At 69.9% G+C, this 19763-nt stretch carries 22 protein-coding genes; 9 read left to right on the plus strand and 13 right to left on the minus strand.

Annotation, left to right across the window (positions count from 1 at the left end; translation table 11 throughout):
- Nucleotides 1-245: 245 nt before the first annotated feature.
- The 11 genes from FHU39_RS14430 to FHU39_RS14480 all read right to left on the minus strand — a co-directional run bounded on the left by FHU39_RS14430 (nt 246) and on the right by FHU39_RS14480 (nt 9700).
- Nucleotides 246-509, minus strand: coding sequence for a glutaredoxin family protein (locus FHU39_RS14430; protein ID WP_183321301.1), 264 nt, complete (start codon nt 507-509; stop codon nt 246-248).
- Between the two features lie 2 nt (nt 510-511).
- Nucleotides 512-1906: a lysophospholipid acyltransferase family protein gene (locus FHU39_RS25000; RefSeq protein WP_343065904.1), complete on the minus strand. Its 1395-nt coding sequence runs from the start codon at nt 1904-1906 to the stop codon at nt 512-514.
- Nucleotides 1899-2885 carry an NAD-dependent epimerase/dehydratase family protein gene (locus FHU39_RS14440; RefSeq protein ID WP_183321303.1) on the minus strand — a complete coding sequence of 329 codons (987 nt, stop codon included), beginning with the start codon at nt 2883-2885 and terminating at the stop codon, nt 1899-1901. The genes FHU39_RS25000 and FHU39_RS14440 overlap by 8 nt, the downstream gene beginning before the upstream one ends.
- Before the next feature lie 116 nt (nt 2886-3001).
- Nucleotides 3002-3100 carry a 30S ribosomal protein bS22 gene (locus FHU39_RS14445; RefSeq protein ID WP_082775156.1) on the minus strand — a complete coding sequence of 33 codons (99 nt, stop codon included), beginning with the start codon at nt 3098-3100 and terminating at the stop codon, nt 3002-3004.
- A gap of 172 nt (nt 3101-3272) precedes the next feature.
- Nucleotides 3273-3473, minus strand: coding sequence for a helix-turn-helix domain-containing protein (locus tag FHU39_RS14450; RefSeq protein WP_183321304.1), 201 nt, complete (start codon nt 3471-3473; stop codon nt 3273-3275).
- Nucleotides 3474-4230: 757 nt separating this feature from the next.
- Nucleotides 4231-5364, minus strand: coding sequence for an acetoin utilization protein AcuC (locus FHU39_RS14455; protein ID WP_183321756.1), 1134 nt, complete (start codon nt 5362-5364; stop codon nt 4231-4233).
- Nucleotides 5365-5455: 91 nt separating this feature from the next.
- Nucleotides 5456-5989 (minus strand): GNAT family N-acetyltransferase, encoded by a 534-nt coding sequence (locus FHU39_RS14460; RefSeq protein ID WP_183321305.1) that lies wholly within the window; start codon nt 5987-5989, stop codon nt 5456-5458.
- Between the two features lie 82 nt (nt 5990-6071).
- A complete protein-coding gene (gene proC / locus FHU39_RS14465) occupies nt 6072-6911 on the minus strand; it encodes a pyrroline-5-carboxylate reductase (protein ID WP_183321306.1) in 840 nt (279 codons plus the stop codon).
- A gap of 5 nt (nt 6912-6916) precedes the next feature.
- On the minus strand, nt 6917-7879 hold the full coding sequence (locus tag FHU39_RS14470; RefSeq protein WP_343065905.1) for a proline dehydrogenase family protein: 963 nt from the start codon (nt 7877-7879) through the stop codon (nt 6917-6919).
- Between the two features lie 82 nt (nt 7880-7961).
- Nucleotides 7962-8774, minus strand: coding sequence for a sugar phosphate isomerase/epimerase family protein (locus FHU39_RS14475; RefSeq protein WP_183321307.1), 813 nt, complete (start codon nt 8772-8774; stop codon nt 7962-7964).
- Nucleotides 8774-9700 carry a Ppx/GppA family phosphatase gene (locus FHU39_RS14480; protein WP_183321308.1) on the minus strand — a complete coding sequence of 309 codons (927 nt, stop codon included), beginning with the start codon at nt 9698-9700 and terminating at the stop codon, nt 8774-8776. Before FHU39_RS14480 ends, FHU39_RS14475 begins: the two co-directional genes overlap by 1 nt.
- A 64-nt stretch (nt 9701-9764) precedes the next feature.
- On the opposite strand from FHU39_RS14480, the gene FHU39_RS14485 reads away from it, so the two are divergent.
- The 9 genes from FHU39_RS14485 to FHU39_RS14525 all read left to right on the plus strand — a co-directional run bounded on the left by FHU39_RS14485 (nt 9765) and on the right by FHU39_RS14525 (nt 18486).
- Nucleotides 9765-10574, plus strand: a complete 810-nt coding sequence (locus tag FHU39_RS14485; protein WP_183321309.1) for a DUF3109 family protein — start codon at nt 9765-9767, stop codon at nt 10572-10574.
- Entirely contained in the window at nt 10571-11284 is a 714-nt protein-coding gene (locus FHU39_RS14490) for a class I SAM-dependent methyltransferase (RefSeq protein WP_343065906.1), read from the plus strand. The genes FHU39_RS14485 and FHU39_RS14490 overlap by 4 nt, the downstream gene beginning before the upstream one ends.
- A gap of 265 nt (nt 11285-11549) precedes the next feature.
- Nucleotides 11550-12935, plus strand: a complete 1386-nt coding sequence (gene radA, locus FHU39_RS14495; RefSeq protein WP_183321310.1) for a DNA repair protein RadA — start codon at nt 11550-11552, stop codon at nt 12933-12935.
- Between the two features lie 108 nt (nt 12936-13043).
- Nucleotides 13044-14120, plus strand: coding sequence for a DNA integrity scanning diadenylate cyclase DisA (gene disA / locus FHU39_RS14500; protein ID WP_183321311.1), 1077 nt, complete (start codon nt 13044-13046; stop codon nt 14118-14120).
- A 13-nt stretch (nt 14121-14133) separates the two neighbouring features.
- On the plus strand, nt 14134-15036 hold the full coding sequence (locus FHU39_RS14505) for an HhH-GPD family protein (protein WP_183321312.1): 903 nt from the start codon (nt 14134-14136) through the stop codon (nt 15034-15036).
- Between the two features lie 49 nt (nt 15037-15085).
- Nucleotides 15086-15637 (plus strand): gluconokinase, encoded by a 552-nt coding sequence (locus FHU39_RS14510; RefSeq protein ID WP_183321313.1) that lies wholly within the window; start codon nt 15086-15088, stop codon nt 15635-15637.
- Nucleotides 15638-15684: 47 nt separating this feature from the next.
- The gene (locus FHU39_RS14515) at nt 15685-16539 is read left to right on the plus strand and encodes an ABC transporter permease (RefSeq protein WP_343065907.1); all 855 of its coding nucleotides are present in this window, start codon (nt 15685-15687) and stop codon (nt 16537-16539) included.
- A gap of 118 nt (nt 16540-16657) precedes the next feature.
- Nucleotides 16658-17431: an ABC transporter permease gene (locus FHU39_RS14520; protein ID WP_343065908.1), complete on the plus strand. Its 774-nt coding sequence runs from the start codon at nt 16658-16660 to the stop codon at nt 17429-17431.
- A gap of 95 nt (nt 17432-17526) precedes the next feature.
- Entirely contained in the window at nt 17527-18486 is a 960-nt protein-coding gene (locus tag FHU39_RS14525; RefSeq protein ID WP_183321315.1) for an ABC transporter ATP-binding protein, read from the plus strand.
- A gap of 214 nt (nt 18487-18700) precedes the next feature.
- On the opposite strand, the gene FHU39_RS14530 is transcribed toward FHU39_RS14525, so the two are convergent.
- Both FHU39_RS14530 and FHU39_RS14535 read right to left on the minus strand, forming a co-directional pair.
- Nucleotides 18701-19057 carry a UBP-type zinc finger domain-containing protein gene (locus FHU39_RS14530; protein ID WP_183321316.1) on the minus strand — a complete coding sequence of 119 codons (357 nt, stop codon included), beginning with the start codon at nt 19055-19057 and terminating at the stop codon, nt 18701-18703.
- A 156-nt stretch (nt 19058-19213) separates the two neighbouring features.
- On the minus strand, nt 19214-19726 hold the full coding sequence (locus tag FHU39_RS14535; protein WP_183321317.1) for an amino-acid N-acetyltransferase: 513 nt from the start codon (nt 19724-19726) through the stop codon (nt 19214-19216).
- Between the last annotated feature and the right edge of the window lie 37 nt (nt 19727-19763).

Consider the following 19763-nt stretch of genomic DNA (forward strand, 5'->3'; position numbering starts at 1 on the left):
TAGCGGAACTCCGCACGGCACAACGATTTCGGCCGTGTTCGGGCAGCCGCGGCGCCGGACCGCACCCGGTCGTCATCTACCGTCGAGTAGCCGTTCGCGCCGCCCGTCCCGCAGGTCCCCCGCACCCATTTCGCCGAGAGGCTCACAAACGACCGACAGGACACGTAAATTCGCGACTCCGAGGCCGTGCATGGGCGGTTTTCTGGGCCCCTCGGTGCGTTGCTGAGCCTGTCGGCATGGTGGGGTCAGCGTTTGCCGAAGATCCCGCGCCGGGCGAGCGCCTTGCGCAGCCGCTGCTCGTCGACCCGCCAGTAGTCGTGCTGCTTGCCGTCGACCAGGGTCACCGGGATCTGTTCGGCGTATGTCGCGAGCAGCTCGGGCTCCTCCAGGATGTTGCGCTCGGTGAAGCTCTCCCCGGTGTCCGCGCAGACCCGCTCGATCACCGCACGCGCCTGGTCGCACAGGTGGCAGTCGGGCTTGCCGATGAGGGTGATGCGCGGGGTCGTCATACCTAGAAGAAGACCGAACGACGTTGCAGCAACAGCGAATAGAGCGACTGCTGGATCGTTTCGCGGACCTGGTCGGTGAGGTCGAAGACCAGCATCGGGTCGTCGGCGGCGGCCGCACCGTAGGAGTCCGTCGCGATCGGCTCGCCGAACTCGATGATCCACTTGCTGGGCAACGGGATCAGCCCGGCCAGCCCGAACAGCGGGAACAGCGGGGTGATCGGGAAGTAGGGGAAGCCGAGCAACCGGGCCAGGCCCTTGAGGTTGCCGATCATCGGGAAGATCTCCTCCGCGCCGACGATCGAGCACGGGATGATCGGGACCTCGGCGCGCAGCGCAGCCGCGACGAACCCGCCGCGCCCGAAACGCTGCAGCTTGTAACGCTCGGCGAACGGCTTGCCGACGCCCTTGAACCCCTCGGGGAAGACGGCGACCAGCTCACGCTGGGCGAACAGCCGCTCGATGTCCGGGTTGGATGCCAACGTGGTGCCCGCCTTGCGGCTGAACTCACCGATCAGCGGCGACTCGAAGACCAGGTCGGCACCGAGCATGCGCACGTGCCGGTGCCTGGGGTGTTCGTCGTGAATGGCGACCTGGGTCATCAGCCCGTCGACCGGCAGCGTGCCGGAGTGGTTGGCCACGACCAGCGCCGGCCCGTCGTCCGGGATGTTCTCGACGCCACGCACCTCGACACGGAACCAGCGCTTGTAGAGCGGGCGCAGGATCGGCAGCCAGACCTTCTCGGTGAACTCGGGGTCGAACCCGAAGTCGTCGATCTCGTAGTCGCCGGTCAGCCGGCGACGCACGAACGCCAGCGCCGCGGCGATCCGCTGCTCGAGGTCCTCGCCCTCGATGCCGACCATCGAACCCGCCTTGCGCAGCGCCTCGATCAGCAGGTTGACCAGGCCCTCGAAGTCGCCCGGCCGCAGCGCGGGTGTTGCGGTGTTCTGCTCCGGGGCCTCCGGCGGGTCGGGCACCACCCGCAACGGCGAGGTCGCCGCGTCATACGCCGGTCGGTCCGGGCGGCGACCCGCACTGTGTCGTGCCGCCGCGCCGATGCTGCGGCGGGAGGGGCGTCCCGCCGGGGTTGTCGGTGCCTCGGCCGTCGTACGGCGCTCCGGCGTACGGCGCTCCGGCGTCGCGGTGGGGGGCTGCTCGGGTGCCTTCGTGGCCGCGGCCTTCTTCGGCGCGGGCTTCTTCGCGGTGGCCTTCTTGGTGGTGGCCTTCTTGGTGGCCTTCTTCGCCGCAGACTTCGCAGCGGGGGTCTTCTGGGTCGTCGACTTCGCGGCCGGGGCCTTCCGGGCTGCAGCGGCCTTCTTGGCCGGTGCGGACTTGGCAGCGGTCCGCTTGCGTGTCGTGCCGCCGGTCTCGCCGGTGCCGGTCGGCTGCTCCTCAGACACGTGCTTCTCCCAGGTTGGCGGTGGCCGAACGGGCGGCCCCGAAGATCTCCCGGAACGCATCGCGGGTGGTGTGCTCCGGCTCGAAACCGAGCAGCTCGCGCATCCGGGTGGTGTCCATGCCGCGGCCGAACTGCAGGAACTGCATCTGCTCGGCGTCGAACGATCCCGCGCCGCCGAGCAACCCACTCAGCTGTTGCATCAGGCCGCCGGTCTTCGGAAGCACCCGCAGCACCGGTTTGCCGGCGATCCGGGCAGCCTGCCGCACCGTCAGCAGGCCGGGGCAGGCAACGTTGACGGTGCCGGACAGGCCCTCGGCGTGCGCGGCGCGCTGCAGCACCGCGACGGCGTCGTCGATGTGCAGGACCTGGAAGCGTCCGTCATACCCGAGCGGGACGGGCAGCACCGGCAGCGAGAAGTACTCCGAGAACGTCGTGCGCAGGCCGGGGCCGACGAGGTTCGCCATCCGCATCAGGGTGACGTCGATGTCGGGGCGACGGCGGGCCAGCCCGCGCACGTAGGTCTCGACCTCGACCGAGTCCCGGCCGAAGCCGCCGGTCGGGTTGCGGCGGGCACTCATGTCCTCGGTGAACATCGCCGGGTCGCGCGGGGAGGAGCCGTAGATGGCCGACGAGGACTTCACGATCAACCGCTGCACGGAGTCGGCCTTCTGGCACGCAGCGAGCAGCTGCATGGTGCCGATGACGTTGATCTCCTTCTGCAGGGTGCGTCCGCCGGCCTGCTTGGGGGTCATGATCACGCCCAGGTGCAGGACGGTGTCGACCTTCTCCTGGGCCAGGATCTTGCCCATGATCGGGTTGCGGATGTCGGCCCGGATGAAGTCGGCGCGACCCAGACTGTGCAGCGGCGGCACCGTGTCGACCGCGATCACCCGGTCGAGGGTGGGGTCCGCGGCGAGCGCGCGGCACGTCATACCACCGACCAGCCGGGACACACCGGTGACCAGGACAACCCGACCCACATGCCCTCCTCGACGCCGATTCACCTGCAGCACGATCCTAATCACCCCGCTCAGGGGTATGACGAAGCCCCGGTGCCGCGATCCTGCGGTCCGGGGCTCGTAGCGGTCGTCGCGCCTTACTTCTTGTTGCGGCGCTGGTGACGCGTCTTGCGAAGCAGCTTGCGGTGCTTCTTCTTGGCCATCCGCTTACGGCGCTTCTTGACGACTGAACCCATGCGTACGCTCTTCCTGAAAATCGCTGATGTGGAACCGGTGGGCTGCGCCCCATCCGGCACGCGAAGCCTTGACGTTGACCCCGCCCGGAGGTGGGACACGATCGACGTCCAAGGCTACGCCATTGCCCCGACGGCCGACGAATCGAGTCGGCCGCGGGCCCTCCCCTCTCGGTCAGGCAGTGCCCATGTAGGACTGGCTGAGGTATTCGGTGACGGCGTCCTCACGGACCCGGAAGGACCGCCCGACGCGCACCGCCGGCAGCTCACCGGAGTGCACCAACCGGTAAACCGTCATCTTCGACACCCGCATGATGGCGGCTACCTCGGCGACGGTCATAAATGTGACGTCGCCTGGCTGACGCTCTTCGGCCATGGCTTGTGCCAACCCTTCTCCCACGACGGTTTCACCCCCTGCGGCCGGCTGGAACCGGTCGACACAGGTGTACTGCTGGGCAACTTTAGGGGGTCGAGGCGCTGTCTGGAAAGTCCGAGACGATGAAATGTCCACCTGACACGCCGATACGGGTGAGAAAAATGTTGCGTATGGCGCGCTGTGCCGCATGTTCCGGGCGGTGCGGGTGGGACCAGATTTTCCTGGGGTTCGGGGCCTGTGGGGCGTCGCGGGCGGGCGTTGGTCGCCCCAGTGGGGACTCCGGTGCGCCGCCGGCCGCAAAACCGGGCATACGTCGCCCCAGTGGGGACTCCGGCACGCCCCGGGCCGCATACCCGCGCGTAGGTCGACACCGGGGGGACTCCGGCACGCTCCGGACGCCATACCCGCGCATACGTCACCCCAGTGGGGACTCCGGCACAGCCTCGGACGCCATACCCGCGCATATGTCGACACCGGGGGGACTCCCGCACGCCGCCGGCCGCCATACCCGCGCATATGTCGACACCGGGGGGACTCCCGCACGCCGCCGGCCGCAAAACCGGGCATACGTCGCCCCAGTGGAGACTCCGGCACGCTCCGGACGCCATACCCGCGCATACGTCACCCCAGTGGAGACTCCGGCACGCTCCGGACGCCATACCCGCGCATATGTCGACACTGGGGGACTCCGGCACGCCCCGAGGTCGCCCCAGTGGGGACTCCGACGCGCGCCAGGCCGGGCCACCCCAGAGCACCGTCAGTCGAACCAGACGTCCAGTCCGTGCAGGGGGAAGACCGCGGTCCGGGTGGCCAGCACCGACTGGTCGATGGCGTCGTCGGGGTCGACACCCGACTCCCAGGAACGCCACCAGACATGACCGTTCTCGGCCTGCCCGTCGCCCATCCGCGGCGGACCCGGCCGGTCGAAGGTGCGTTGCACGTGCTCTCGCCATACGGCGGGCAGTTCCGTGTCCAGGTCGATCGGCCGGTGCGCGGCGATCGCGGTCAGGTGGGTCCAGGCGCGCGGCACGACGTCGATCAGCTCGTAACCCCCGCCGCCGAGCGCCAGCCACTTGCCCCCGGTCACCTCGTGCGCCAGATCGTGCAACGCTGCGTAGGCGGTGCGTTGCGCGTCGACCGACAGCGCCATGTGCGCGAGGGGGTCGGCGTAGTGGGAGTCGCAGCCCTGCTGGGTCACCAGCACCTGCGGCCGGAACTGCCGCACCAGTGGTGGTACGACCGCGTGCAGGGCGCGCAGCCACGCGCCGTCCCGGGTGCCGGGCGGCAGCGCGATGTTGACCGCGGTCCCCTCCGCGTCCGGGCCGCCGATGTCACCCGGGAAACCGGTGCCGGGGAACAGGACCCGCCCGGTCTCGTGGATGGAGATCGTGAGCACGCGGGGGTCGTTCCAGAAGACACGTTCGACGCCGTCGCCGTGATGCACGTCCACGTCGACGTAGACGATCCGCTCGGCCCCGTTGTCCAGCAGCCACTGGATGCCCAGCGCCGCGTCGTTGTAGATGCAGAACCCGGACGCGCTGCCCGGCATCGCGTGATGCAGGCCGCCGCAGAAATTGACGCCGTGGTCGATCTCGTCACGCCACAGGTCCTGCGCGAGCCCGACCGTCGAGCCCGCGATCAGCGCCGACACGTCGTGCATGCCCTCGAACGCGGGGTCGTCCTCCGTCCCGAGCCCGTATGCCGTGTCGGCCGAAGCCGGATCCGCCGAGGCGGCACGCACCGCGTCGACGTAGTCGGCGGTGTGCACCCAGGACAGGAAGTCGTCGACGTCATCCGGCATGGACGGCTCCACGACCTGCACGCCGGGAACATCGAAAACGCCGAGTTCCCGGCACAATCGGGCCGTCAGGTCGAGCCGGATCGGGTTCATCGGGTGCTGGGGACCGAAGTTGTAACCGGTCAGGGCCTCGCCCCACACGACTCGCACGCGGGGTGCGTCGGCGGCCACCAGCGTCAGCCGATCAGAGAACCGAGCTCGGCACCGCGCCCGGGTCGTCCCCGAGCGGGTAGATCATCGCCATCTCGTCCTCGGGGTCGTCCTCGGTCGAGTTGTGCATCGCGCGGCGGCCATCGGTCGGCCGGAAGCCGTAACTGGACGCGAACGCGACGGCACGGCCGTTGTCGGTGCCGACCCAGTAGAGGACGAAGCCGTAGCGGTCCTCGCGGGCCTGCCGCACACCGGCGTCCACCAGCTTCCAGGCGACACCCTTGCCGCGCAGGTCGGGGCTGACCCACAGGCCGAACAGCTCGCTGACCTTGTCGTCGCCCTCCGGGACCCGCCCGACGGAGACGACGCCGACGATCTGGTCGCCGTCCTGGGCCACCAGCCGACGGGAACGCTTCACCCGGGCCTGCCAGAGTTCTTCGTCGAAGGCCTCCTCCTGCGCCGCCGTCGCAGCAAAGGCGTCGGGTGATTCACGCAGAGCAGCCAGTCGAACGTCGCGGTAAACCTGCCATTCCTCTTCCCCGAGGGCGCGCACCGTGATGTCAGTCATGGGCACAACTCTCGCATGTATCGATGCGCCGTGGTCATCAGGTGCGGTGAACTCGCAGCTGCCGACGGAAAAACGATCGGCTTCACAACTGCCCGGACGCCAGTTCCGCGGAGCGTCGTGCCGCGGCTTCCATCGCGGTCAGGAACGCCGCGCGGACACCGTGGTCGTCCAGTTGCCGCAGCGCCGCGACCGTGGTGCCTCCGGGGCTGGACACCCGCTCGCGCAACAGCACGGGGTGGTCCTGCGTCTCGGCCAGCATGGTCGCCGCGCCATACATGGTCTGGACGGCGAGCTCGGTCGCGGTCGTCCGTGGCAGGCCGAGCAGCACACCCGCCTCGACCATCGCGTCCACCACGTAGAAGACGTATGCCGGGCCGCTGCCGCTGACCGCGGTGACCGCATCGAGCTGGCTCTCCGGGACGGCGACGACCTTGCCGCAGGTGCGCATCAACTCCTGGGCCTGCTGCACGTCGCCGTGCGACGCGTGGGTGCCGGCGCTGACCGCGGTGATCCCCTCACCGACCAGGGCCGGGGTGTTGGGCATGGCGCGGACCACGGCGGTGCCCTCCGGCAGCCGCTGTTCCAGGTATGCCGCGGTGATGCCGGCGGCGATGGACACCACCAGAGCGCCGGGCCGCAGGTGGGCGCCGATCTCGTCGAGCAGCTCGGCCATGCTCTGCGGCTTCACCGCCAGCAGGACGGTGTCGGCGGCCGCGACCGCCTCGGCCGCGGGTGCGGCTGTGGCGCCATACTTCTCGGCGATCTGCGCGGCACGCTCCTCGTCCCGGTCGGAGACGACGAACCGCAGCACCCGGCCGTCCCGGACGAGCCCGGACAGCAGTGCCTCCCCCATCATGCCGACACCGAGGAACGCGATCCGGCGCGCATCGGGTTCTGCTGGGGCTCCACTGGTTTCGGACATCTGAGTCATCCTTTCGTCGTACCGGAGCGGAACAGGAACCTGGTGTCGGCGGGGCGCTCGGCTATCCGGTGCATGGCGTAGCGGTACCACCGCGAGCGATCGCCGTACGGGACGTAGACACGCACCGTGACGCCGGCGCGGGCGAGACGCAGCTGCTCCTCGGGTCGGATGCCGAAAAACATTTGCACCTCGAAAGATTCGGGCGACCGCAGCTCCTTGTCGGCGATCGAACGGGCGATGTCGACGAGGTCCGCGTCATGCGTGGCCAGCATCGGGTGGCCCTCACCCTCCAGCAGGATCTTGGCGCAGCGCACGTAGGACAGGCGCACTTCCTGTTTACCCTGATAGGCAACGGATCCCGGCTGCGACACAGCCGATCCCTTGCACAGCCGGACGCGGCTCCCGGGGGTCGCGAGGTCACGACAGTCGGCCTCGGTGCGACGCAGGTCGGCCAGCAACACGGCACCGACCCAGGGGAAGTCCGCCCGCAGGTCACGCACCACCTCCAGCGTCGCGTCGACGACGGTGCGGTGCTCCATGTCGACGGTGACCGTGGTGCCGGCGGCAGCGGCCGCCTCGCAGATCTGCCGGGCGTTGTCGAGCGCGATCTTCTCGCCGTCCTCGGGCAGCCCGCGGCCGAGCGCGCTGAGCTTGATGCTGAGTTCGGCGGCTCCGCCGTCCGTCGCGCCCGCCTCCCGCAGCGCCGTCAGCATCGCCAGGTGGGCGTCCCGGTTACGGCTCGCCTGTGCGACGTCGACGGTCTCCTCACCGAGGTGGCTCAACGTCGCCAGTCGCCCGGTTGCCAGCAACCCGGTGGCGGCACCGACCCCGGCCACGACATCCTCCCCTGCGACGAGGCGCAGCAGCGCCGAGCGGCTGACCGGCGTGCGCTCGACCGCACGCCGCACGGAATCGCTGCGGCCCAGACCGAGCAGTCCTTGTCGCAGCGCCGCGCTGGGGTCGATCACGGCAGTGGTCTCCTTCGGGTGTTCCGCTTGGTCGATGACGACCTGAGCGTATGGCGGAAGCCGTCGACCGTGTCCGGCGGCCTCAGCCGGTCGGGAACGGCGCCGCGAAGTGCAGCCGGGCGAACGCCAGCGCCTCGGCCAGGTCGAGCTCGCGCTGTGCCCGCGACAGCTTGCGGGTGCCGACCTCCAGCACGACGTCGCCGGTGTAACCCCGTCCGGCCAGCGACTCCAGCACCTGGGCGCACGGCTGGTGTCCGCGCCCCGGGACGAGGTGCTCGTCCTTGAACGACCCCGAACCGTCGGCGAGGTGCAGGTGCGCGAGCCGGTCGCCGAGCGCCTCGACCATGCCCATCGCGTCGGATCCGGCGGTCGCGGTGTGGGACAGGTCCAGCGTCACGTGCTCGTAGCCCAGGTCCACCGGGTCCCAGCCGGGCAGGTACGCCTGCATCTCCCGGCCGCGGGCGCGCCACGGGAACATGTTCTCCACCGCGATGCGCACCCCCGTGCGTTCGTTCCGCTCGGCGATGCCCTCGACGAACTCGGCGGCATACTCCCGCTGCCAGCGGAACGGCGGGTGCACCACGACCGTCTCCGCGCCCACCTCCTCGGCGAGCGCCACCGAATTGTCGACCTTGGGCCACGGCTCCGGTCCCCAAATACGTTGTGTCAGCAGCAAGGTCGGCGCGTGGATCGAGACGATCGGGATGCCGTAGTGGTCCATGAGCTTGCGCAGCGCCCCGGCCTCCTGGCTCACCGGGTCGGTCCACACCATGACCTCCACCCCGTCGTAGCCGAGCCGCTCGGCCATCGCGAAACCGTCGACGATGCCCAGCGGATAGACCGACGAGGTGGACAGTGCGATGCGACCCTCCGGGAGGGTCAATCGCGCGGCCATCAGGTGTCCAGCCAGTCCAGGCGCCGGAGTATGACGCCCTCACGGAGCGCCCAGGGACACAGGTCGAGCCGGTCCACCCCGAGCAGCTCCATGGCGCCGTGCACGACCATCGCGCCGGCGAGCAGCTGCCGCGCACGGCTCACCGACACCCCCGGCAACTCGGCGCGCTGCGCGGCCGTCATACCGGCCAGCCGGGGCACCAGGTCCCCCAGCGCATCCCGCTCCAGCACCCGCTCGACCCGTGGGCCGTCCGCGCGGGGTGCTGCACCGAGCACCCTGGCGAGCGACCGGATCGTCTTGCTGGTGCCGACCACCCGGTCCGGCTCCCCGACCTTGTGCAGCTCGCGGATCACCCGCGCGATGTCGGAGCGGATCTGCTTGCGCAGCACCTTCAGGTCCGCGGCTCCGGGCGGGTCACCCGCCAGGTCACGGGTCAGCCGCCCGGCACCCAGCGGCAGACTCAGGGCGACGTCCGGCTCCTCGTCGATGCCCGCGGCGAACTCCAGCGACCCGCCGCCGATGTCGACCACCAGCAGCCGGCCGGCGGACCAGCCGAACCAGCGCCGCACCGCCAGGAAGGTCAGCCGCGACTCGTCCGGGCCTTCCAGGACCTCGAGTTTGACGTTCGTAGCGTCGTGGACCTGGGCCAGGACCGCGTCCCCGTTGGGCGCCTCCCGGATCGCGCTGGTCGCGAAGGTCAGCAGGTCCTGGCAGCCCTGGTCGTCGGCGATGGTGAGGCATTCGCGCACGAAGCTGGTCAGCTGCTCGACGCCCTCGGCCGAGATCGAGCCGTCGTCGGTGGTGTGCTCGGACAGCCGCAACTCGCGCTTGTGGGACATCGCAGGCAGGGGATGCGCGCCACGGTGCGCGTCGACGACGAGGAGATGCACAGTGTTGGATCCCACGTCGATCACGCCGAGCCGCATGGGTTCACGCTATCCGACGACCGTGCGTCGACCCGACCGGAGCACCGCGACCTACGATGTGCGCGTGGTCGAGACAGCACTGGAGATCCCCCGCACCTGGGTGGAGTTCGACAACCCGGACGACGCCGAGGAGCGCTTCCGGTGTGACCTCACCTGGCTGACGTCGTCCTGGACCTGCATCTTCGGCGCGGGCTGCCAGGGCATCTACGCCGACGCCCCGGACGTGGGCTGCTGCACCCTCGGTGCGCACTTCTCCGACAAGGACGACCTGAAGAACGTCAGGGCCGCGGTGCGCGAACTCGGGCCCGACGAGTGGCAGTACTACGACGAGGGTCACTCCAAGGACGGCTGGCGGGAGAAGGAGGACGGCGACTGGAAGACCCGCGTCGTCGACGGTGCGTGCATCTTCCACAATCGCCCGGGGTTCCCGGCCGGGGCCGGTTGCGCGCTGCACCAGCACGCGCTGCTGACCGGGATCGCGCCGCACACGGTGAAGCCGGACGTGTGCTGGCAGCTGCCGATCCGCCGGACCTACCGCACCGTGGAACTGCCGGACGAGACGTCATACCTGGAGATCTCCATCGGCGAGTACGACCGGCGCGGATGGGGACCGGGCGGCCACGACCTCGACTGGTACTGCTCCGGCAATCCCGAGGCGCACGTCGGGAGTTCGCCGGTCTACGTGTCCAACGAAGGCGAGCTGCGGCACCTCATGGGCGACAACGCGTATGACGAGCTGGCCCGCCACTGCGAAGCGCACCTGCTGCAGGCGACGGCCCTGCGGGAGGCCGGCCCGGCCGGCCGGAGACTGTTGCCGCTGTTCGTCCACCCGGCGACGCTGCTGGCCGAGGACGACGCACGGAAATCGCAGTGACGGAAGGGGGTTCGGCGCAGGACGCGATTCCGTCGCCGAACATCTGGTACCACCCGACGTCCTACGAGATCGAGAACCGCGGCGCCGACCCGGACGGCGCCATCTGGGCCGCCATGCGTCGGGTGCGCGACTGGGGCGGCGCCGACGTGCTCGACATCGGCTGCGGCAGCGGCTTCCACCTGCCGTTCTTCGCGCGCTCGGCCCGGTCTGTCGTCGGCGTCGAACCCTATGAGCCGTTGGTGGGTATGGCGCGGCGGCGCGTGCAGGAAAGCGGCCTGTCCGACACGATCGACGTGCGGTCCGGCGGCGCGGAATCCCTGCCGTTGCAACCGGATTCGATCGACGTCGCACATGCCCGGTGGGCGTACTTCTTCGGCGCCGGCTGCGAACCGGGTCTTGCCGAGCTCGAGCGGGTGATGCGACCGGGCGGCGTCGCGTTCGTGATCGACAACGACGCGTCCCGGTCCACCTTCGGCGGCTGGTTCCGGCAGGCGCTGCCGTCATACGACCCGGTCGGCGTGGAGCGGTTCTGGCGGCGGGTGGGTTTCACCTCCGAGCCGGTGATGATGCGGTGGGAGTTCGCGACGCGTCCCGACTTCGAGGCGGTGGTGCGGATCGAGTTCACCCCCGGGCAGGCCGACCGGATCCTCGCCGAGCACCCCGGGACCGGCGTCGACTACGCGGTCTTCGTGCGCCACCGCCGCTACTGACGTCCCCGCCGGCGCCGGCCGAGTCCACGACCCCACGTCCCCGCCGGCGCCGGCGCCGGCCGAGTCCACGACCCCAGGTTCTCGCCGGCGTCCACCTCCCCGGGGACGCACCTTCTCCCGAGAGGCCCAGTTAGCGCCGAGAGGCCCAGCAATACGCCCCCATTTCCGCTCGTTCGGGCGTGAATTACTGAGCCTTTCGCGACTTTGTGGGCCTGTCGGCGAGTGGGGCCGGGGTGTGTCGGAGGCGCCGTCTATCGTCCGGGGTATGGCGAGCAGCACCCGCAAGAAGGCACCCGCACCGACCTACCGCTGCACCGAGTGCGGGTGGCAGGCGATCAAGTGGGTCGGCCGCTGCGGGGAGTGCCAGGCGTGGGGCACCGTCACCGAGGTCGGACAGCAGCAGGTGCGCACCGCGCCGGCTACCACCATCGAGCGCCCCGCCCGGCCGATCGGCGAGGTCGACGCGACCCGGGCGCAGGCCCGGCCGACGGGTGTCGGCGAGTTCGACCGCGTGCTCGGCGGCGGGCTGGTCACCGGCGGCGTCGTGCTGGTGGCCGGCGAGCCCGGCATCGGCAAATCCACGCTCCTGCTGGACGTGGCCGCGCGCTCCGCCCGCGACGGGCAGACCGTGCTCTACGTCAGCGGCGAGGAGTCGGCGGCCCAGGTCCGGCTGCGCGGCGAGCGCATCGAGGCACTCGCGCGCGACCTCTACCTGGCCAGCGAGACCGACCTGGCCACCGTGCTGGCGCAGATCGACAAACTGCACCCCGACCTGCTGATCGTCGACTCGGTGCAGACCATCGCCTCCGCCGAGGTCGACGGCGCGCCCGGCAACGTCAGCCAGGTCCGCGAGGTCGCGGCGGCGATCATCCAGGTCGCCAAGCGCGAGGGCATCGGCACCCTGCTGGTCGGGCACGTCACCAAGGACGGCTCGATCGCCGGCCCGCGGGTGCTGGAGCACCTGGTCGACGTCGTGGTGCAGTTCGAGGGCGAGCGGCACTCCCGGCTGCGGCTGGTCCGCGCGATCAAGAACCGCTACGGCCCTACCGACGAGGTCGGCTGCTTCGACCTGACCGAGATGGGCATCACCGGGCTGCCCGACCCGAGCGGACTGTTCCTGTCCCGCATGGACGAGCCGGTCCCGGGCACCTGCGTCACCGTCACCCTGGAGGGCCGCCGCCCGCTGGTCACCGAGGTCCAGGCCCTGCTCGTGCCTGGCAACGGCGGGTCGGCGCGCCGCACCACCAACGGCGTCGACAGTTCCCGCACCGCGATGATCCTGGCCGTGCTCGACCGGCGCGCCGGTGTGCGGCTGCGCGACGACGACTGCTACGTCTCGACGGTCGGCGGCGCGAAGCTGTCCGAGCCGGCCGCCGACCTCGCGATCGCGCTCGCCCTGGCGTCTGCCAAGGACGGCTGTCCCCTGCCGCCCGGGACCCTCGCGGTCGGCGAGGTCGGCCTGGCCGGTGACGTCCGTGCCGTCGGCGGCGTGCCGCGCCGGCTCGCCGAAGCCGCGCGGATCGGTTTCAAACGGGCCATCGTGCCGGCCGGCTCGATGGGCACCGAGACCGCTCCCGACGGCATGCGCGTCCTCGAGGTGCGCGACGTCCACGCTGCGACCCGGGCGATCGCGATGCGCGTCGCGCGCTGACGCGGCACGTCATACCGCACCGACCCGGTTCGAACACATAGCCTTCGGACAGGCGGACCGCCGCGCGTTGCGGTCCGCGCGGTCATCGCCCCCACTTAGACTGACCGCGTGACCCGCACCCCCGAAGTCGTCCTCCGCGAAACCCTCGCCGCCGTCGCGCCGGGCACCGACCTGCGTGACGCCCTCGAGCGGATCCTGCGCGGCCGCACGGGTGCGCTGATCGTCATCGGCCACGACTCGGTCGTCGAAGCCATGTCATCCGGCGGCTTCCCGATCGACATCGAGTTCACCGCCACCCGGTTGCGCGAACTGGCCAAGATGGACGGCGCGATCGTCGTCAACAGCGACGTCACCCGCATCCTGCGCGCCGCGACCCAGCTGGTGCCCGACCCGAGCATCGAGACCAAGGAGTCCGGCACCCGGCACCGCACGGCCGAACGGGTCGCCAAACAGACCGGTTTCCCGGTCATCTCGGTCAGCCAGTCCATGCAGATCATCGCGTTGTATGTCGAAGGTGTGCGCCACGTGATCGAGGGCTCCAACGCGATCATGTCCCGCGCCAACCAGGCGCTGCAGACCCTGGAGCGTTACAAGGCCCGCCTGGACGAGGTAACCGGCACCCTGTCCGCGCTGGAGATCGAGGACCTGGTCACCGTGCGTGACGTCGCCAGCGTGCTGCAACGGCTGGAGATGGTGCGCCGGATCAGCGAGGAGATCAGCGAGTACGTCGTCGAACTCGGCACCGACGGCCGGCTCATCTCACTGCAGCTCGACGAGCTCGTCGGCGGCCTGACCGACGACCGCGAACTGGTCGTGCGCGACTACGTGGGCGCGGCCCGGGCGGACATGACCGTCGAGGAGGCGCTCACCCGGCTGGGCGACATGAGCTCCACCGAGCTGCTCGACCTGGCCGCCGGCGCCCGCGCCGCCGGCTTCTCGGTGGTCGGCGACCTGCTCGACCTGTCGGTGAGCCCGCGCGGCTATCGCTTGCTCACCAAGGTGCCGCGCCTGCCCGGCACCATCGTCGAGCGGCTGGTCGACCACTTCGGCACCCTGCAGAAGCTGCTCGCGGCCGACTTCGACGACCTGATGGCTGTCGAGGGCGTCGGTGAGAGCCGGGCCCGCGCCGTGCGTGAGGGCCTGTCACGTCTCGCCGAGAGCAGCATCCTCGAACGCTACGTCTGAACCGAACCCCCGCATGAGCGACGTCGAGATACTCCACTCCCGCATCCTCACCTGGTATGCCGCCAACGCACGCCACCTGCCCTGGCGCATCCCGGCCAGCGAATGGCCGTGGCCGGGCGTCGACCGGCCCTGGGCGGTGCTGGTCTCCGAGGTCATGCTCCAGCAGACACCGGTCGCCCGGGTCGAGCCGGTGTGGCACCGCTGGATGGACCTGTGGCCGACACCGGCGGCGCTGGCCGCGGCCGCTCCTGGGGACGCCGTCCGCGAGTGGGGCCGGCTCGGCTACCCCCGGCGTGCGTTGCGGCTGCATGCTGCGGCCACCGCGATCACCCGCGACCACCGTGGCGCCATACCTGCGGATCTGCTGCAGTTGCAAGCACTTCCGGGCATCGGCAGCTACACGGCGGCGGCGGTCGGCGCGTTCGCCTTCGGCATCCGGTCGGCCGTGGTCGACGTGAACGTGCGGCGGGCCGAAGCGCGGCTGGTGACCGGCGCCCAGCACCCGGCGCCGAGCCTGACCGCCGCGGAGACCCGGCTGGCGAACGAGCTGCTCCCCCGGGACAACGCCGACGCAGCAACCTGGAACGTCGCGGTGATGGAGCTGGGTGCCCTGGTGTGCAAGGCGTCCACGCCCGCCTGCGGCGAATGCCCGGTGCAGGCGCAGTGTGCCTGGGTGCTCGCCGGCCGGCCCGCGCACGACGGACCACGGCGCACCCCGCAGAAGTGGCACGGCACCGACCGGCAGGTGCGCGGCAAGCTGCTGCAGGTGCTCCGGGACGCCTCCGCGCCCGTCCCGCGGGCGGCGCTCGACGTGGTCTGGCACGACGAGGGTCAGCGCGATCGCTGCCTCGCGTCGCTGGTCGAGGACGGCCTCGTGGAACCGTTGCCGCGGGAGTTGTTCCGCCTGCCGATATGAGCGGACGTTCGCCCGACGAAACAGCCCACGGCACGGTTAGAGTGACCGCATGACTGAGCACCCCGCGGTGAGTGCCGCCGACCGGCCCCAGTTCCTCATCGTGATGGGGGTTTCCGGCTCCGGCAAGACGACTCTCGCCGAAGGGATCGCCGCGCGGATGGGCTGGTTGTATGCCGAGGGCGACGACTTCCACTCCCAGGCCAACGTCGACAAGATGGCCTCCGGCACCCCGCTCACCGACGAGGACCGGTGGCCGTGGCTGCGTGCCATCGGCACCTGGATCGACGAGCACGAGCGCGACGGACGCAGCGCAGTGGTGACGTGCTCGGCGCTGCGGCGCGTCTACCGGGACCTGCTGCGCGAAGGCCGCGAGCACATCCGGTTCGTCTACCTGGAGATCCCCGAGGAGATCCTGCGCGACCGACTCTCCCACCGCACCGGCCACTACATGCCGCCGTCGTTACTGCCGTCCCAGCTGGCGACCCTCGAGCCGCTGGAGCCGGACGAGCCGGGTGTTGTCGTGCACGCGCACGACAATCCGGAGGACTCGGTGCGCGAGGCCCTCGACAAGCTCGGCCTGACCGCCGCGGTGACCGACTGACATATCCCGTTGCCGCGCCTCGGGACGGCTGGTAAGTTCTTGCGTTTGTGCGCGCGGCCGGTCTTGAATCCCCATCACTCCTGCGCCGCGCCCGTGCAGGGGGTGCGGCCCGCGCCTACCTGCGCCTCTTCGTCGCCGGTTTCCGGGAGCAGGCCGCTTACCAGCTGGCGATGTTCGGCGGGCTCGTCGCCAACGTCACCTTCGGCTTCCTGAAGGTCGCCATGCTGTTCGCCACCGTGCGTGCGGCAGGTGGCACGGTCCAGGGTTACGACATCGGCGCCATGAGCGCCTACATCTGGATCTCGCAGGGGATGCTCGGATCGATCAACCTCAACGGCCGCATCGACCTCGCCGACCGCATCAAGACCGGGGACGTCGCGGTCGACTTCCTGCGTCCGATCAACGTCCAACTGGCAACAGTTGCAACCGAAGCCGGTAAGGCCGTCTTTGCGCTGATCCCGCGTGGGGTGCCGAGCGTGGCGATCGGCGCCCTGGTGGTCGGTATGTCGGCGCCGGGCACGGCGGCGCCATACCTGTTGGGGGCGGTGAGCCTGCTCATCGGCATCACCGTGTCGTTCTCGACCGTCTACCTGGTTGCCGTCGTTGGCTTTTGGCTGATCGAGACGCGCGGGATCCAGATCTTCTACATGGTGATCTCGGGCTTCTTCGCCGGCCTCTACGTGCCGATCTCGCTCTTCCCGACCTGGTTGCTGGTGGTCGCGCAGGCGACGCCGTTCCCGTCGATGATGATGTACCCGATCGACGTGCTGACCGGCCGGGTCACCGGTGCCGCGTCCTACGGGCTGGTCTGCGCGCAGCTGGGCTGGCTGGCCGTGACGCTGCTCGCCGGTCATCTGCTCACCGTCGCCGGCCGCCGCAAGCTGGAGGTGCAGGGCGGATGATCCGTACCCCACGAAGTTTCTCCTCCGCCCCGGTCCCCCGAACACTTCGCGGGGGCCCCGAATGAGAAATCCAGCCGAAACTGTCAGCGCACCAAGTCAATTCGCCGGTTACCGTGCAGTGCTGGCATCCCGGATCCGGTCCCAGCGCAGCTACCGCAGCAACTTCGCCTTCGACCTGGCCAGCTCCGGATTCGTCGGGCTGATCGAGCTTGCCGAAGTGTGGCTGCTGTTCCACCAGGTGACCGTGCTGGGTGGCCTCACCTTCCAGCAGGTGCTGCTCGTCTTCGGCATCGCGGACCTGTGCAACGCGGTGGCGGACCTCTTCGTCGGGCACTGCGACACCCTGCCGACATACGTGCGGGCCGGCACGCTCGACGTGTTCTACCTACGTCCGCAACCGCTCCTGCTGCAACTGATGACCAGCGACATCTCGCTGCGCCGACTCACCCGCGCGGGCGTCGCCCTGGCGTCCCTGCTGATCGGCCTGTCGATCAACGACATCCACTGGTCGGTCGGCGCGGTCGGCCTGCTCGTCCTGACCATCGTCTCAGCGGTCGCGATCTTCGCGGCGATGTACGTCTGGGCCGCCGGGGTGCAGTTCTTCCTGATCCAGGGCGCCGAATTCACCAATGCCTTCGTGTACGGCGGCCGGTATGCCGCCACCCAGCCCGCAGCGGTCTGGTCGACACCACTGAAGGTGCTGTTCGGGTTCGTCTTCCCGATGGCGCTGTCGGCATACGTCCCGGCGCTGCGGCTGCTCGGTCTGCCCGGCCCGGCCGGACTGCCCACCTGGCTGGCGTGGTGCACCCCGCTGGCCGCGCTGTGGATCTGGGGTTTCGCGCTGCTGATGTGGCGCCTGGGTGTGCGGCACTACCAAGGAGGGGGCGGCTAGTCACCCCACGAAGTTCTCCCCCGCTTCGCTCCTCCGATACTTCGTGGGGACCCCGACTCTCGTGACAGCGCAGTACTTGAGAGGACAACCTAGACATGATCATCGAAACTGACCGACTGACAAGGGAATTCCGCGTCCGTGGCAAAGGTGCTGCTGCCCTCAGGCGCAACACACTGCGTGCGGTCGACGAACTCCAGCTGCGAGTGTCACCCGGCGAGTCGCTCGGTTACATCGGTGCCAACGGCGCCGGGAAGTCGACGACGATCAAGATGCTGGTCGGCATCCTGGTGCCGACCAGCGGATCGGTCCGCACCTGCGGGCTGGATCCGCACCGGGATCGCCGCCGCCTCGCGGCCGAGGTCGGGGTCGTCTTCGGGCAGCGGTCCCAGCTGTGGTGGGACCTGCCGGTCCGCGAGTCGTTCGACATCCTCGCCGCGATCCACCGGCTGCCCGGGTCGGACGCGCGGAGTCGGACCGCCGAGCTGATCGAGCAACTCGAACTGACCGACTTCCTCCTCACCCCGGTGCGGCAACTCTCCCTCGGTCAGCGGATGCGCGCCGAGGTGGCGGCCGCGCTGCTGCACCGACCCCGCCTGGTGATCCTCGACGAGCCGACCATCGGCCTGGACGTGCTGTCCAAGCAGCGGTTGCGTGAGTTCCTCATCACCGAACGCCAGACCCACGGCACCACGTTGTTGCTGACCACCCACGACATGGGCGACATCGAGCGGCTGTGTGAGCGAGTGCTCGTCGTCGACCACGGCGCGACGGTGTATGACGGCAGCCTGGACGGCCTGGCCCGCGCTGCCGGGTCGGACCGCACCCTCGTGCTGGACTTCGTCGACGCCACGCCCGATCTGACCGGCATACCGCACACGACCCACCTCGGCAGCGAGGTCGCCGGAGCACGTCAGCGGCTCGCCTTCGACTCCGAGCGGACCACGGCCGCGGCGGTGCTCGCCGCCGTCGGTCAGCAGGCGGAGTTGCGTGACCTGTCCATCGAGGAACCGGACATCGAGGACGTGGTGCGGCGCATCTACCAGGCGCGCCGCTGACACCCGGCCGGCATACGCACCCTCGCTCGCCCCGCCCGCACCAAACCACGCTCGCCGGTCCACGCCCGCAGCAACCCACCGAGAGGACAACATACGCACCGACAGGACACGAAACACGCCGTGGAAAGCGACTTCCCGAGGGGTTTTTCGTGTCCTCTCGGGAGTTTGTTGTCCTGTCGGCAAGAGGGCGTCGGGTGGTGCGGACGGGCACGAGTCAGCGGTGGATGAGCTCGGCCCAGTTCGCCGGGACCCGTCCGTCCGGACCCGGGACGCTCTGCGCGTCCGGCCGGCTGGTCGGCTCCGCAAGCTCCGGCCCCTCGGCGAATTCCTTCGTCTGATAGTCGAAGAACCAGTCCTCGCCCGGTTCGAAGCTCTGCACGAAGCGGTGGCCCGTGTCGGTCGCATGGTGCGTGGCGTGCTGGCTCGGTGAGGTGTCGCAACATCCCACGTGCCCGCAGGCGGCGCAGCGGCGCAGGTGCACCCACCAACCGCCACTCGCCTCGCAGTCCGCGCACCCGGTACCGCTCGGTGCGGCGTCGACGTCGATCTGACTGCTGGTGTTGTCGCTCATCGTCACGACGCTAGCGCGTTCCGCCTCGCCGAGGGGCTCAGCAAATGCCGACAGGCCTAGAAATGCGGGCGAATAGCCGTCTGGAATACCCGCATTACTGGGCCTGTCGGTGGTTTGTGGGCCTGTCGGCAAAGGGGTGGCGGGAGGGCGCGGCGGTCAGAGGGTCAGCAGCATGCGGTGGTTGCCGAGGGTGTTGGGCTTGACCCGGTCGAGGTCGAGGAACTCCGCGACGCCCTCGTCATACGACTGCAGCATCTCGGCGTACACATCCGGGGTGACCGGCTCACCGTCGATCTCGGAGAACCCGTGCTTGGCGAAGAAGCCGACCTCGAAGGTGAGGCAGAAGACGCGCTTGACCGAGAGTTCGCGCGCCCGGTCGAGCAGCTGTGCGAGCAGCGTGCTGCCGATGCCCTGCCCCTTCTCCATCGGGTCCACGGCGAGGGTGCGGACCTCGGCGACGTCCTCCCACATCACGTGCAACGCGCCGCAGCCGACCATCCGGTCGCCGCGTTCGACGACGAGGAACTCCTGCACACCCTCGTAGTAGGCCACCGCCGGCTTCGGCACGATCGCGCGCGCATCGACGTACGACTTCACCAGGGTGCGGATGCGACGCACGTCCGTGGCAACGGCCGGACGGATCGTGAGCTCGGGGTCGCGCAGTGTCATGACGACATCTTTCCGCAACGGCGGGTATGACGTGACA

The sequence above is a fragment of the Flexivirga oryzae genome (assembly GCF_014190805.1).
GTDB lineage: Bacteria > Actinomycetota > Actinomycetes > Actinomycetales > Dermatophilaceae > Flexivirga > Flexivirga oryzae.